This is a genomic window from Chitinophaga sp. 05T412 (genome assembly GCF_056396465.1).
In genome coordinates this window covers 154,467-169,520 of the sequence record NZ_JBFTLN010000009.1, presented here as the reverse complement: position 1 = coordinate 169,520, position 15,054 = coordinate 154,467, and the positions used below count along the sequence as shown (strand labels likewise).

The 15,054-nt window shown below is 45.6% G+C and carries 16 protein-coding genes; 9 read left to right on the top strand and 7 right to left on the bottom strand.

Going from position 1 to position 15,054, the window contains the following annotated elements; all coding sequences use genetic code 11:
• Positions 1 to 152 precede the first annotated feature (152 nt).
• Positions 153 to 725 carry a DUF4142 domain-containing protein gene (locus AC1DFM_RS20575; protein ID WP_477078633.1) on the top strand — a complete coding sequence of 191 codons (573 nt, stop codon included), beginning with the start codon at positions 153 to 155 and terminating at the stop codon, positions 723 to 725.
• A gap of 70 nt (positions 726 to 795) precedes the next feature.
• On the opposite strand, the gene AC1DFM_RS20570 is transcribed toward AC1DFM_RS20575, so the two are convergent.
• The 7 genes from AC1DFM_RS20570 to AC1DFM_RS20540 form a co-directional block, all read right to left on the bottom strand.
• A complete protein-coding gene (locus AC1DFM_RS20570; protein ID WP_477078632.1) occupies positions 796 to 1,209 on the bottom strand; it encodes a DUF6691 family protein in 414 nt (137 codons plus the stop codon).
• The gene (locus AC1DFM_RS20565) at positions 1,206 to 1,781 is read right to left on the bottom strand and encodes a YeeE/YedE family protein (protein WP_477078631.1); all 576 of its coding nucleotides are present in this window, start codon (positions 1,779 to 1,781) and stop codon (positions 1,206 to 1,208) included. The genes AC1DFM_RS20570 and AC1DFM_RS20565 overlap by 4 nt, the downstream gene beginning before the upstream one ends.
• 164 nt (positions 1,782 to 1,945) lie before the next feature.
• Positions 1,946 to 2,218 (bottom strand): GNAT family N-acetyltransferase, encoded by a 273-nt coding sequence (locus tag AC1DFM_RS20560; RefSeq protein WP_477078630.1) that lies wholly within the window; start codon positions 2,216 to 2,218, stop codon positions 1,946 to 1,948.
• Positions 2,219 to 2,268: 50 nt separating this feature from the next.
• Positions 2,269 to 2,712, bottom strand: coding sequence for a (4Fe-4S)-binding protein (locus tag AC1DFM_RS20555; protein WP_477078629.1), 444 nt, complete (start codon positions 2,710 to 2,712; stop codon positions 2,269 to 2,271).
• Between the two features lie 3 nt (positions 2,713 to 2,715).
• Positions 2,716 to 3,117, bottom strand: coding sequence for an OsmC family protein (locus tag AC1DFM_RS20550; protein WP_477078628.1), 402 nt, complete (start codon positions 3,115 to 3,117; stop codon positions 2,716 to 2,718).
• Positions 3,118 to 3,220: 103 nt separating this feature from the next.
• The gene (locus AC1DFM_RS20545; protein ID WP_477078627.1) at positions 3,221 to 4,153 is read right to left on the bottom strand and encodes a ring-cleaving dioxygenase; all 933 of its coding nucleotides are present in this window, start codon (positions 4,151 to 4,153) and stop codon (positions 3,221 to 3,223) included.
• A 73-nt stretch (positions 4,154 to 4,226) separates the two neighbouring features.
• On the bottom strand, positions 4,227 to 4,760 hold the full coding sequence (locus tag AC1DFM_RS20540; protein ID WP_477078626.1) for a YceI family protein: 534 nt from the start codon (positions 4,758 to 4,760) through the stop codon (positions 4,227 to 4,229).
• A gap of 308 nt (positions 4,761 to 5,068) precedes the next feature.
• On the opposite strand from AC1DFM_RS20540, the gene AC1DFM_RS20535 reads away from it, so the two are divergent.
• The 8 genes from AC1DFM_RS20535 to AC1DFM_RS20500 all read left to right on the top strand — a co-directional run bounded on the left by AC1DFM_RS20535 (position 5,069) and on the right by AC1DFM_RS20500 (position 14,897).
• Positions 5,069 to 6,523: a TolC family protein gene (locus tag AC1DFM_RS20535; protein ID WP_477078625.1), complete on the top strand. Its 1,455-nt coding sequence runs from the start codon at positions 5,069 to 5,071 to the stop codon at positions 6,521 to 6,523.
• A gap of 12 nt (positions 6,524 to 6,535) precedes the next feature.
• The gene (locus AC1DFM_RS20530; protein WP_477078624.1) at positions 6,536 to 7,525 is read left to right on the top strand and encodes an HlyD family secretion protein; all 990 of its coding nucleotides are present in this window, start codon (positions 6,536 to 6,538) and stop codon (positions 7,523 to 7,525) included.
• Positions 7,522 to 8,694, top strand: a complete 1,173-nt coding sequence (locus tag AC1DFM_RS20525) for an ABC transporter permease (protein ID WP_477078623.1) — start codon at positions 7,522 to 7,524, stop codon at positions 8,692 to 8,694. Before AC1DFM_RS20530 ends, AC1DFM_RS20525 begins: the two co-directional genes overlap by 4 nt.
• Complete coding sequence (locus AC1DFM_RS20520) at positions 8,687 to 9,862, top strand: ABC transporter permease (protein WP_477078622.1); 1,176 nt, start codon at positions 8,687 to 8,689, stop codon at positions 9,860 to 9,862. The genes AC1DFM_RS20525 and AC1DFM_RS20520 overlap by 8 nt, the downstream gene beginning before the upstream one ends.
• Positions 9,863 to 9,865: 3 nt before the next feature.
• Entirely contained in the window at positions 9,866 to 11,233 is a 1,368-nt protein-coding gene (locus AC1DFM_RS20515; RefSeq protein WP_477078621.1) for an exonuclease domain-containing protein, read from the top strand.
• A 146-nt stretch (positions 11,234 to 11,379) separates the two neighbouring features.
• A complete protein-coding gene (locus AC1DFM_RS20510) occupies positions 11,380 to 12,309 on the top strand; it encodes a phosphoribosylaminoimidazolesuccinocarboxamide synthase (RefSeq protein WP_477078620.1) in 930 nt (309 codons plus the stop codon).
• A 57-nt stretch (positions 12,310 to 12,366) separates the two neighbouring features.
• The gene (locus AC1DFM_RS20505; protein WP_477078619.1) at positions 12,367 to 12,942 is read left to right on the top strand and encodes a DcrB-related protein; all 576 of its coding nucleotides are present in this window, start codon (positions 12,367 to 12,369) and stop codon (positions 12,940 to 12,942) included.
• 158 nt (positions 12,943 to 13,100) lie between these two features.
• Positions 13,101 to 14,897, top strand: coding sequence for an ABC transporter ATP-binding protein (locus AC1DFM_RS20500; protein WP_477078618.1), 1,797 nt, complete (start codon positions 13,101 to 13,103; stop codon positions 14,895 to 14,897).
• Positions 14,898 to 15,054: the final 157 nt, after the last annotated feature.

Below are 15,054 nucleotides of genomic sequence, written 5' to 3'. Positions count from 1 at the left end.
TCTACAATAATTTGTGCTCGCTAGTTTGGAAGTATTGTTTTGTAATGCTGTCTGGTATTGTGTTTCCGTGAGGCCGCTTTTTCCGGGTACCGTTTTTGCAAAGTGAGTTGGTATAAACAGACACACGTATTACCAACCCAAAACAATACATCATGAAGAAGCTCCTCGTCTTGTCAGCAACATTTTTAGCCATGTGGATGACGCAATCCTGTGGAAACAATGCAAAGAATCCACAAAATGAAAAACCGGTAGACAGTGCACAAGATATCAATCAGGTAGTTAAACCAGTAGATGAGAAATCATCACAATTTGCGGTGGATGCGGCTAATGCCAATATGCATGAAGTGGAGTTGGGAAAACTGGCGCAAGAGAAAGCACAGAATCCAAAGGTGAAATCTTTTGGTACCATGATGGTGAATGATCACACCAAAGCTGGTGATGAACTGAAAGCACTGGCACAAAAAGAGAATATCACATTACCAGCAGAATTATCAACAGAAGATAAAAAACACATGGATGACATGGCGAAGAAAACAGGGAAGGACTTTGATAAGCACTACATCGACATGATGGTAGAGGGACATGAAAAAGTAGTAAGTGAATTTGAAAAAGCATCTGATAATGTAACGGACGCAGATCTGAAAACATGGGCCCGTAATACATTACCAACTTTAAAAGCGCACCTGGATTCCGCCAAAGCCATTCAAACCAGTTTGAAAAAATAGCGTAACAGATTTTCAGTGAATCACGGGAATTGCAATGATAGCTTCAAGGGCCAGCTCCTTGAAGCTTTTTTTAATGAGGAAGGCGGGACTTCAGCGCACCATATACCCACGTACCTGCAATAGCGCTGAGTAAAGTAACACCCACCACCGTGAAGCCGGTACCAATCTGCGCAAACAACGGACCCGGACAAGCACCGGTGATAGCCCATCCCAAACCAAATAACAACCCACCGATTATTTGACCTTTGTTAAATGTTTTGGGCGCTACACTAATAGGTTCGCCGGCAATCGTTTTTATATTGAACCGTTTGATCAGTTGCAACGAAATAATACCAGTGACTACGGCAGTGCCAATTACACCATACATATGAAACGAAGTAAGCTGAAACATCTCCTGTATACGGAACCAGCTGATCACCTGCGCTTTTACCAGCACCACACCGAAGAAAACACCTGCTACCAGAAATTTAATATTCTTCATCATTGAAAACATTTAAAGAAATAAGGGATCAATACATTGGCACTAAAGAAACCGCCGGCCATAAAGCAGCAGGTAGCCACCAGCGAAGGCCATTGAAGATTAGACAACCCCATAATAGAATGTCCGGACGTACAGCCACCAGCGTAGCGGGTACCAAACCCAACAAGGAAGCCTCCCAGCACAAAAAAGACCAATCCCTTCCAGGTAAACAGATTCGACCAGCTGAATATTTCCGGCGGTAACAAAGCACTGTAGTCATGTATGCCGTAGGTAGCCAGTCGTTGTTGCGTGGCCGTTGCCACTTGTATATCCTGACCATCCTGCAGATAATGTGCTGCCAGAAAGCCTCCCAGCAAAATACCCGCTACAAAAAACAAATTCCAGGATTCCTTTTTCCAGTCGTATTTGAAGAAGGAAATGTTAGCCGGAAAACAGGCAGCGCAAATATGCCGCAGTGAAGAAGAAATACCAAAGGCCTTATTGCCCAGTATTAGTAGTACCGGCACCGTGAGGCCTATCAATAGCCCGGATATGGACCAATGCCAGGGCTGCTGGATAAACTTTAATAGTTCCATAGCGATAGTTTTAAGAAAATGAAATTACGAAATTGGAGGAGCAGAAAGCACAAAGGCGAAAGCAAAAAGCTATTGTAGCGGATGACGGATGCGATTAAGTTAATAATACTCGCTTTCATTATCCGCTACAATAGCTTTTTGCTTTCGCCTTTGTGCTTTCTGCTTCAGAGCAAATCATTATACTCCGGATGCCTTTTCATATAGGCATTTACGTAAGGACAGTATGGCTTTACCTTCAGGTGATTTTCCCGMGCATACTCCAGTACATATTTGGCCATTTGCCCGGCGATGCCTTTGCCTTCCAGTTCCGGTGGAACTTCTGTGTGAACATAGGCAATGCCTCCGGGAAATAATGTGTAGGCAATCAGCGCGGTGTGGCCGTCTACCACGGTTTCAAACTGATGTTTGGCAGTATTGTTTTGAATAGTGAGTTCCATAAAGTTGTAGCTAAAGTAGGTGATGTATTGGGCAATTCCTTTGCCGCAGCTCAGGACTTGTCCGAAAATTTGATTTTTGTATGCGTACCATCGCAGTATGGTTTGTTGGATGAAGCGCCACAACGACAAAAAGCAGTTACCTTATTCTTACGGGTTTCCTTGCCATTGGCATCCCGCACAATAATATTTCCATACACCAGCAAAGGCCCGTTGGGCGTTGGTTCTACAATGCTTTCCGCGGTGATTTCAGGCGCTACGCCGCCTTCTGCCGCTACGTCGGCGTTCATAAAATAGGTGAGCGCACCGGAAGGACATTGTTTTACCTGTGCCACAATCTGTTCTGTGGTGGCTGCATCTGCCTGAATCCAGGGCTTTTGATTTGGGTTGAATACCGCGGGAAGACCATGAAAGCACACTTCTGAATGGATACAGACATTGGGCTTCCATACAATGGTCACTTCTCCGTTGGTGTAGTGTTTGGTGATGTCTTTCATCGTTTAAACAGCTTTTGTATTCACTATAATAGGGTTGGTCAAAGCTTTGTGAATAGGACAGGAGTGGGCTATCTCCAACAATCTGGCCCGTTGTTCGTCGGTGAGATCGCCTACAAAATGAACCTCCATATCAATGACGGTGGTTTGCGGAGTAGGTTTGGCGGCGCTGTTGTAGCGCAACTCAATCTCTATATTTTCCACGGGCCATTTCTTTCGGTTGGCGTACATTTTTACGGTGATCGCTGTACAGGCAGCCAGGCTGCTCAATAATAACTCTCCGGGTTGTGGTCCTGTATCTCCGCCACCCACTTCTTCCGGTTCATCTCCCAGCCAGCGGTGGTCCCTTGCACTAATAGATACCTGGTAGAGGTGACCTGATAAACTTACTTTTACTTCCTGATCCATGTCTTTAATTTACTGAAATTATTTGGCGGTTGGCAGTAACAACGTATAGGCGGCGCCGTTGTCAACCGGCTGGAATATGTATTGTATTGGCCTGAAATGCATATCAGTCCAGTTTTATCAGTTTTTGCACAATCTCTTCCCGTTGCGCTTCATACTGTTCTGGTAACATCAGGTGGGTACCCAGTTCTGCTGCCGGCTCATCTACCGTAAATCCCGGTGTATCGGTAGCCAGTTCAAATAAAACCCCACCCGGTTCCCGGAAGTATACGGAACGGAAATATTTGCGATCTAGTTGTGGCGTGACGTTTAAGCCACGGTCTTCCAACAGTTGCCGATAATGCATTTGCATGGCATCATCTTTCATGCGGAAAGCAATATGATGTACACTGCCACCTGCTACATGACCCCGGGGTTCCCCCTTGGCTTCTACCAGGTCAATATAGTTGGCGGTATCACCGGCAGGCGGGGCAAACCGGTAGCGATTGGTGTGATTTTTTTCCAATTGATATCCGAACACAGATACCAGCAAATCAGCCGTAGGTTGTATGTCGTCCAAAGTAAGGGTAACATGATGAAAGCCACGGGTGGCATTTGCTTCTGTTACTTCATTGGTAACCCAGGGCTGTCTGTTATCTGCTTTTTCCGGTACTGTTAACTCTACTTTTAATCCGTCAGGATCAATAAAAGTCAGGTAGATGTCGCCGAATTTGGCAGAAGGTTTATTATAGATAACATTCTCTTTATCCAATCTTTTCAGCCAGAAATCAATACTGCCCTCAGGAATGGAATAACCCACTTCGGTGGCCATATGTGTGCCTCTGCGGCCCGTCGTAATATCCTGCCAGGGGAAAAATGTGAGGATTGTGCCAGGTGTACCAGTTTCGTCTCCATAATAAAAATGATAAGTATGCGGGTCATCAAAGTTGACAGTTTTCTTTACAAAACGTAACCCCATTACCCGGGTATAAAAATCATAATTCTTTTTAGCATTGCCAGCAATCGCCGTCACATGATGGATACCTGTTATGTCGTTCATAGTTACTCCTTTTATCTTTAAGCGGTTGATTCAGCTGTTAGCGATGGGGTAGCTAACAGCTAAATGCAAACAACTATTTTTTAATCAACTGCACTTCGCCGTTTATTTTCACTTCGTCACTTACCATAACGCCGCCAGCTTCTGTAACTGCATTCCAGTTGAGACCAAAATCTTTACGGTTAATTTTTCCATTGATGGTAAAACCTGCTTTGGTATTGCCCCATGGATCTTTTACCACACCGCCGAATTCTACAGAAAGCTTAATGTTTTTGGTAACATCGCGGATGGTCAGATCTCCGTATAATTCATAAGAGCCATCATTGTCTATATTCTCATATTTGGTAGCTACAAATGTGATGTTCCGATGGGTATTAACGTCAAAGAAATCAGGAGAACGAAGGTGCTTATCACGGTCATCACTACCCGTAGAAATAGAATCTACATCTACGGTTACTTTTACTTTTGCTGTCATAAAGTCTTCTTCTTCTGTTTCAGCTTCTACGTTGAAGTTGTAAAATTTACCACTGATATTGGTGATCATCAGGTGGCGGATTTTGAATCCCAGCTCACTGTGACTAAGGTCTACGGCCCATTGTTGTTTTGCCATAAGTAAATGTAATTTTAAAATGAATCAATGAAATGATCGTTGCCGCGTAAGTCGCTGCAGGGCTATATTCTAACAAGTATTCCTGCTTATTGTTTAGTGCTTCGCTATCACAAATGTCGGTTGAAAGAGGCAGGGCTAAAATGGACCAAATGCCGTAATTGATGTACTATTTATGACAGCTACTAAAGATAACAAATTTCAGGTAAGTACTTTATTATCAAATTATGTATAATTTTTAAACATTATTCATAAAATATTGTTTGTTGGTGTTGGGGTTGGCGCCGCCTTCCTGATGAAAAGAGAACCGTATGAGATACTACCTGCTTTTAATACCGTTATTGACTGTATTACATGTGAGGGCACAACAGAACGGGCAACAGCTGACCTTAAAACAATGTTATCAACTCGCAAAGAATGGGAATACCCTCATCCAGCAGGCCCAACGCTCCTTACAGGCAAGAGAATACAACCTACAGGCAGAGAACAGCAGCTATTACCCGAAGCTGGATCTCCTGGCGGGATATAATTACCTGGGTAAACCACTGGAGATAAATCTGCAGCAGGTAAAAGATGGTGTAGTCAATGGATCATCTGCCCAAAGTGTAAATACCGCCAATACCGTATTTCAACAAATCACCGGCCAGCCACTTCCCCAAAGTGTAAAGGATGTCATCTATAATGGTACGAAAGGGATTATCAATACTTTTTACCCGGACTATAACCCTGAGCTATCCAAACAATCTTACTTTACCGCCGCGCTGGCATTGCGTCAGCCCATTTACCTGGGAGGGAAAATTGCCGCTGCACAGCAGCTGGCACGTACCCAGGTGGTAGGTGGGCAATTCAATCAACAGGTAGTCGAAAAGGGATTATACTTCGCCATTGGCGCTCAGTATATCCGTATCCTTTACCTCAATACGATGATGGCACATGAAGAAGTGATTGTAGAAGCGTTTAAGAAGAACCGCGATTACGCTACTTCACTGAAAGATAATCAGATATTACCCCCATATCTGCTCAACTGGGCCAGGGTAGCCTATATACAGGCCACCAGCCGGTACAGTAACCTCGAACTGGAAAAAGAAAATGCGCTGCTGGAGCTGAACAACCTCCTGGGCCAGCCGCTGGAAACGCCTATCATCATTGAAGATACCCTGCAGTATGAGCTGAAACCTGTTGCCGGCGACGGGCAAATGACGCAACTCACCAATAACCCGACCTACCGTTTGGTGGAAAATAAAACGGATCTCGCCAATGTAGCCCTGAAAGCCTCCCGCTCACTGGCGTTACCCAACATATTTGCGATCGGCAGTTTAAATCTATATCAGAAAGATTTACCCGTAACGATCCCACCATGGCTTGTTGGCGTGGAAATGCAGTGGAATCTTTTCGATGGATTACAGAAGTATAAGCGTACCAAAGCCTCCAAAATGCTGGTGGAAGAGGCACAGATGGCCGCAGCCAATACTAAAACATCATTGGAACTGCGACTACGTGTAGCCATGAACAAGATGAAGGCTCTCCAAAATGATGTGGCCTCCCTCGACAGCGCCAGACAACAGGCCCGCGTCACCACCACACTGGTCACCGACCGGATGCAGAATCAGTTGTCGTCCGTAAAAGATGTCAATGACGCACTTTTGCAGGAAGAAGAAATGCAGAAGATCTATTATACCGCCGTGATGGGCTACTACCTGGCACTGGCAGAATATTGGAATGTAGTAGGTACACCGGAACAATTTGCTACTTACGTTGACAGATAAACAGCATCATTCATGAAAGGCATATTAAAAAATTATTGGGCGCTGCTGATTCCCATTGCGGTATTAATTATTGCACTGTTCTTTGTTGCGAAGAAGCCTGCAGCAGCAGATAAGTCAGTAATTGGGATGGTAGATGCAGACTATGTGGATGTTGCCGCTGAATTTCCCGGCCGGCTCGATAGCCTGCTGGTAAAACAGGGAGATACCATCCGTAAAGGACAACTGCTGGGCGTACTCAGATCCACCGAAATAAATGCCATTCGTAATCAGGCAGAAGCGGCCATAGACGCCGCGAAAGGGCAGCTTACACTTTTACAGAAAGGAGCCCGCCCGGAAGCCATCAAAGCCGCCGATAACCTCTATAACATCACTCAACGCCAATATGAGCTGATGCAGAAAACCTATCAGCGTATGCAAAACCTGTTCGATGATGAGGTGATTTCCGGTCAGGAAAAAGACCTGGTTTACTTTAAACTACAGGCGGCCAAAAAAGAAATGGAAACGGCCAAACTGAATATGGATATGTTGCAACAAGGCAGCCGCCCCGAACTGATTACCACCGCGGAGGCAATTGTTCGCCAGGCACAACAGGGATATGAACTCACTAAAGCCTTGTCGGATAATACATACATTCATGCACCTTCAGATGGTATTATCACTTCCATGGTCATTGAAGAAGGCGAAATTGTAGCCATCGGATATCCATTGATGACCATACAGAAACCAGCTACCTATCATATTACCTATAATATCCGGCAGGATGATATGAAAGATTTTCCACTGGGCAGTAAGTTTAATATGCGGGTACCAGGCTGCGATCCAGAAAACTTTGAAGCAGAAGTATCTAAAGTAGCACCATCTCTCACATTTGCTAACTGGGTACCGGTAAAGGAAACCGGAAAATTTGAGCTGCGTACCTTCACGGTAGACCTGAAACCCATTCGTCAAACCGATATCAAAGGGCTCCGCCCCGGCATGACTGCCTCCATGACCCTCCCATGATGCTGCGCACCATTACCCATATCACTATCCGGGAATGGAAGCGTATCCTCACGCTCCCGGAACATTACCTGGTGCTGCTGGTATTGCCGGCACTGGTATGCTTCCTATACGGCTACATTTATAAAAACCAGTTTGCACGTGAATTGCCGGTGGCGATCTGGGACGAGTCCAATTCGCCTTTATCGAGGCAGTTTACGTTCATGCTGGAACAAACAGAGAGTATTCATATTACGCAACAGGTACACAATGAGGCCACGGTAGAAGAGATGATGCAGCGGGGGCTTATCCAGGGAGCCATTCATTTCCCGGTTCGCATGGATGATCACATCAAGAGCCGTCAGCCGGTGTATATCACCGTTTATACCAACGGCGCGGCTGTGGTAACGGCGAAACTGATTTATAAGGATGCCGCCAAAGTATTGATTACGGCGGGTTCCGGCGTGGTATTGCAAAAGTTCACGAAAACAGGTATGCCGGCAGGCAGGGCTATGGCGTTGGTACAACCCATCAAACTAACTTCTTATATACTGTATAATCCCCAGTTCAGTTACCTGCAATACCTGGTGCCAGGCCTTATTGCCGTGGCGTTGCAGATGATGATCATTATGGTGACCATATTGACGATTAACCTGGAAGGGAAGCGCGGTACGCTGGCGGAGTTGAATCAGCTTGCAAAAGGCTCTGCCTCCAATGTGTTGCTGGGAAAGGGATTGGCATATCTGAGCGTAAGCTGGATGCATTATATCCTGGTAACATGTATCGTATACCCGGTTTTTGCCAGCGGAAGAATTGGCGGGTCCTGGGCATTGTTTTCACTTTTTACCCTGCTCATTATTGCTTGTATCAGTATTGGTTTTATGGTGTCAGCCATTGTGAGTGACGTAATGGTGTCCTGCGACCTGGGCCTGTTCTATACTTCCCCGGCTTTTGTATTCAGCGGTTTTACTTTTCCCCGCTGGGCGATGCCCTGGTATGATCAGTATTACGCGTGGCTGATGCCTTTTACGCCTTTCCTGGATGGATTTTTTAAAGTGTATTTTATGGCATTGCCATTACATTATGTATATAAGGAAATAGGACAGCTATTCATTTACATCATCGTTACCCTCCCGGTGGCGCTGTTATTCCTGCAACGCAGGTTGAATAAATTATCATTGGCGCATGCGTGATTTTTTTCGTCATATTATCCGGTTGTTCCTGCGGGAACTGAAGCTGGTGGCTAAAGATCACAGTCTGTTGCTTACTTTGCTGATAGCGCCTATCCTGTATGCTTTTTTCTATGGGAGTATATATAGTTATAAGGTAGAAGAAAAAGTGACCCTCGCGGTGGCAGATGATGATAAAAGTGAGTTATCCCACACCTTCCTGCAACAGCTGACCAAAATGCAGATAGTGGAAGTAGTGGGGGCGGTAGACCTGAAAGATGCCCAGGAGAAAATGTATTACGGCAATTGCCAGGGCTATCTTTACATCCCGAATGGCGTACAAAAGAAAGTGCTCGCTTTACAGCAAGGAGATATTGTATTAGCGGTAAATGCTGCGCGCTTCCTGCCATCCAGCGAATTGGCCGGGGGGATTACCGCGCTGGCACTCACAGTGGGGGCAGGGGTACGTTTAAAATACAACGAAATGCAGGGCATGAATACACAAATGGCCATGCGGGAAACCCAACCTGTGAACCTGGATTACCGCCCGATGTATAATTCCCGCTCCAGCTACGGTGCTTTTCTGTTGCCCGGTTTACTGGCATTGATATTACAGCAGACCTTATTAATAGGTCTGTCGGAAAGTATGGCATTGGACAAGGAAAGAATAAAGGTGCCGGAAATGGTGAACATGGGTGGTGGCAGCCTGTCGGCCACGCTCTGGGGAAAAGGACTTTTTTATATGATATTGTTTGGTTGCTATGCTTTCTTTTTCATGACGGTGAACTATACAACGTTGAATATTCCTTTCCGCGGGCATGTATCCGACGTGGTGGTGGCGTTTGGCTGTTTCTTTTTTACCCTCATTCCCATGGCGATTTGGCTGGGTACCATGTTTCCCAGTCAGTTGTTAGCGGCTCAGATGATGGTTTTTTCTACCTACCCGGTATTTCTGATTGCCGGCTATGTGTGGCCATACGATTCCTTACCGGTGCCTTTGCAATGGGTATCGTCGATGGTGCCTACCACGCCCTTTCTCCGGTTCTATGAGTCTGTAGTGCAAACCGGTGGTACCATATCCGATAATGTGCCATCTGTGCTGCATTTGCTGGCATTATCCGCCTTTTATACCTTGCTGGCGCTGCTCGGATTAAGGCGCTTGCATAAGCAACAACAATCCCTATCTTTGTAACGGATGTATGCAATTGTAGATATAGAAACGACAGGCGGCCATGCCAGCGCTAATGGCATTACGGAAATCGCCGTTTTCTTGTATGACGGAAAGGAAATTACGCAGCATTACCAGACGTTGGTAAACCCCGGTATCCCCATTCCTTATTACATTGAATCACTTACGGGTATCAGTAACAGTATGGTAGCAACAGCGCCGCCCTTTGAGGCGATTGCCCCACTGCTGTACGATTTGCTGAAAGACCGCATTTTTGTGGCGCACAATGTTAATTTCGATTACTCCTTTATCAAGCACCAGCTGGGCAATGCAGGGTTGGACCTGCAATGCAAAAAGCTGTGTACGGTGCGSCTGGGACGGAAAATATTCCCGGGCCTGAAATCATACAGTCTCGGTAACATCTGCCGGCATTTCGGTATCCCCGTGAATGGCCGCCACCGCGCCGGCGGAGATGCGGAAGCCACTACAAAACTCTTCGGCCTCTTACTGGCCAATGATAATGAAAAACATATTGCCGCCGCCCTGAAAGTGGGCTCCAAAGAACAATTCCTGCCGCCTAACCTGCCACCGGATCAGGTAAAGTCGCTGCCAGACAGACCTGGCGTGTACTACTTCCATGATCAGAAAGGAAAAATTGTATACGTAGGTAAGGCGAAAGATCTGAAGAAGCGTGTTAATAGCCATTTTACCGGACATAGCACCAGTCGTCAGCGGCAAAATTTCCTGAGAACCATTTATAGTATTACCCATCAGGAAACGGCCACAGAACTGATGGCCTGCATATTGGAGTCCGTAGAAATCAAGCGCCTGTGGCCTGTTTTCAACTATTCCCAGAAGCGGGTGGAATTCCGCTACGGCTTCTACCTGTTTGAAGACCAGCAGGGCTACCTCCGGCTGGCCATCGAGAAAAAGCGCAAGTATTCGCATCCGGTACACAGCTTTAACTTGCTGATAGACGGACACCGGCTGTTACGCTCCCTGATTAAGGAGTTTGAGCTATGTCCTAAATTATGCTTCCTGCAAAAGGGGAGTGGGACCTGTGCCGGCGTTACCGCTGCCACCTGCAAAGGCGCCTGTGAGAAAGCGGAAGCTCCGGCCAGCTACAATGAGCGTATGAAAGCGGCTGTAGCGTTCCTCCAGGAACAACAGCCCTCGGTGATCATCGTTGACAAAGGCCGCCACCCGGAAGAAAAGAGCTGTATCCTGATGGAGAAGGGCCGCTTTTACGGGATGGGCTATATCCCGGCGCACATCGACACCTCAGCAGCGGATCAGTTCCGGGAATACCTGACGCCCTACGCGGAAAATGAAGTGATCATTGGCTTGCTTCGCCCGTACGCCAGCAACAGCCGGCAGTTGTCGGATGTCAGCTGAATAGCAAACAACAAAAGGTAGTCATCTCCCTAAACAAAAATCCGGGTCAATAAAAAAAATCACACAATCGCTGAAATTCAGGTGATTCCTAATTACTTTTGCACCTCGTAACAGTGATTTACTTCTTTAATTATTAATTTTTATTCATGTTAGAGTCAAATTTCAAATTGCCAGGTCAAACTGCTTTTTACAAAGGAAAAGTACGTGATGTTTACACCATTGATGACAGGCTGATGGTAATGGTAGTAAGTGATCGTATCTCTGCATTTGACGTAGTACTGCCGCGCCCGATTCCTTTCAAAGGTCAGGTGCTGAACCAGGTTGCTGCTATTATGTTGGAAGCCACTAAGGATATTATGCCTAACTGGGTAAAATCATCTCCGCTGCCAAACGTTACTATCGGTTTGAAATGCGAAACTTTCCCGGTGGAAATGGTGGTACGTGGTAACCTTACCGGCCATGCCTGGAGAACTTATAAATCCGGTCAGCGTGTATTGTGTGGCGTTACTATGCCTGATGGAATGAAGGAAAACGATTTCTTCCCGGCTCCAATTATTACACCTACCACCAAAGCACATGAAGGACACGATGAGGATATTTCCCGTGAAGAAATCATTGCACAAGGTCTGGTAAGCAAAGAAGACTACGAACAACTGGAAAAATACACCCTCGCCTTGTTCCAGAGAGGTAAGGAAATGGCAAGTGCACGTGGACTGATCCTGGTAGATACCAAATATGAGTTTGGAAAAATCGGCGATACCATCTACGTAATCGACGAAATCCATACACCAGATTCTTCCCGTTACTTCTACGCAGAAGGCTACGAAGAAAATCAGAAAAATGGTACCCAACAAAAACAACTCAGTAAAGAGTTTGTTCGCGAATGGCTGATGGATAACGGTTTCCAGGGTAAAGACGGACAACAGGTACCGGAAATGACAGACGAATTTGTAAACAGCGTAAGCGAGCGTTACATCGAGCTGTTCGAAAACATTACCGGTCAAAAATTTGTGAAAGAAGAAGTTGCGGCTGCGGATGCAGAATCCAGAATTATAGCTGCACTGAAAAGTTTATAATCATTTTAACTGCTCTGGTAGCTTACTACCGGAGCAGTTTTATCCCTTTTGTGCACGATGAAAATACAATTGATCTCCGCGGCAGTTTGTTTGTTAAGCATGAGCGCCTGTAACAACGGCACCAAATCTCCTAAAGAATTAAGCAGCGCTGAAATACTGGAACAGGCCGGGAAAGCGCCTGGCATGAATGCGGGTAACGGCACCTTTTCTGTACAAACACCCGAAGGCTGGAGTAAAAAAGATACCGTCATCAGCCGGGTGGAATATACCTTTATGATGGCTCCTGCCCAAGCAGGTAGCGCATTTCAGGCCAATGTAAATATTATTACCCAGGAGTTGAAAAATGGGTCTTCGTTAGATAAATACATGGCAGCTACCCAACAGGAAATGCAAAATTATTTCGACGGCTATCGGCAACTGGAAGACGGAGAACGCACCGTTACAGATGTAAAGGCAAAATGGTTGAAATGCCAGTATACACACCGGGAAACCGGTACGAAGCTGAATATCATCGTTACCGTTCTGGTGAAACGTAATATTGTGTATGCCATTACCATGACCACCCTCGCCGATGAATTAGAAAAATATGCGCCACAACTGGATGGAATACTCAATTCCTTCGTGGCAAAGTAGAGCATAAAGCATAAAGCCGAAAGCAAAAAGCTATTGACGCGAATGATCATTGCGAATATTACTACGCTTTGTTCATTCGCGTCAATAGCTTTTTGCTTTCGGCTTTATGCTTTCTGCTCCTCAAAATCCCTTATTTTTGTTAGCAAATTGACGAACCATTGAAACACCTTGCCGCACTTAATAAATATTTTCTCTCTAATAAATGGCGCCTGATCCTGGGATTGTTGTTTACCGCGATATCTATTGTATTCAGCGTTTTCCAACCCATTATGGTCAGACAGATATTTGACCTGCTTTCTCATAACATTGATGAATACCGGTTGCTGAGTGATACATCATTGAAAAGCTTCTTCCGCGCTGATTTTACTCATGTACTTGCATTTTATGGTGTGAGTATTTTGATCTTTGCATTGCTGAGTGGATTCTTTCTTTTTCTGCAAAGACAAACACTCATTGTGATGAGCCGGCATATCGAATACGATCTGAAGAATGAAATATACCAGCACTATCAGAAGCTGGACCTGAATTTCTTTAAGATGCATCGTACCGGCGACCTGATGAGTCGTATAACCGAAGATGTATCACGGGTACGCATGTACGTAGGACCAGCCATTATGTATGCGTCCCGTACGCTGTTTCTCATTGTGATTATAGTCTACCTGATGTTGCAGGTGAATCCGCTGTTGACGCTGTATACCTTGTCGCCACTGCCTTTTCTGGCATTAACGATTTATTACGTGAACAGGATTATTCATCGTAAAAGTGAAAGGATACAGTCGCAGTTATCAAATATTACTTCCATTGCGCAGGAATCATACAGTGGTATCCGCGTCATCAAATCTTATATCCAGGAAGAAGCCAGTGCACAGCATTTCGAAGAAGCGAGTGAAGCATACAAGCAAAGCTCTATCAGCCTGGCGAAAACAGATGCCTTGTTTCAACCTACCATGGCGCTGATGATAGGGTTGAGTGTGATACTCACTATCTTCATCGGGGGCATACAGGTGATACATGGTAATATTACCGTGGGTAACCTCGCGGAGTTTGTGATTTACGTAAACATGCTCATGTTTCCGTTCTTCTCCATCGGCATGGTAGCGGCTATGATACAGCGCGCAGCTGCCTCACAGCAACGTATAAACGAATTTCTGCAGCAGGAGCCTGTTATTAAGGATCTGCCTGGCGCCAAACCGGCAAAGCTGCAGGGCGGCGTGCGGTTAGAGAATGTAACATTCACTTATCCGCATACCGGTATCACTGCTATCAGTAACTTCAACCTGGACATTGCGCCCGGTCAAAAGGTCGCTGTTATTGGTCGTACCGGCTCCGGCAAGAGCACGCTGGCACAGCTGCTCATCCGTATGTATGATCCGCAAAAGGGAAAAGTGATGGTAGATAATCTGGATGTGCGACAGCTGGAACTCTCCAGCTTACGTAGTCAGATTAGTTATGTGCCACAGGACGTATTCCTGTTTTCCGACAGCATTGCCAATAACATTCGTTTCGGAGATCCTGCTGCCAGCCTGCAAACGGTGCAAACCGCTGCCAGACAGGCTTCTGTAGAGAAAGATATCCTGGGCTTTAATGAAGGATTTGATACGGAAATAGGAGAGCGGGGGGTGACGTTGAGTGGCGGACAGAAGCAACGTATTTCCATTGCCCGCGCATTGATCAAGAATCCGGATATCCTCATTTTCGACGACTGCCTGTCGGCCGTAGATGCCCGCACAGAGAAAGAGATCATAGGCAACCTGTATGCCTATCTGAAAAACAAAACGGCCATCATCATTACCCATCGCATTTTTGCACTATTTGAATTCGATAAAATCATCGTTCTGGACGAAGGAAAGATCGTTGAACAAGGTACGCATAGTGATTTATTATCATTGAATGGTTACTACGCAGATCTGTATAACCGTCAGCAATCCGGAGAGGAGGAAAGTGTAACTGAGTAGCAATCATGTGCTTGTATATCCCCCACGGAAGCCGGTTACACGCTGGTTTTATGATTTTTCAAAATCATTTAAAAATATTTTGATATTTGTAAAACAATAGTATATTTGTTTCTTATTGTAACAGGATTTGATTCGTTAACACTTAAATCTATCAACT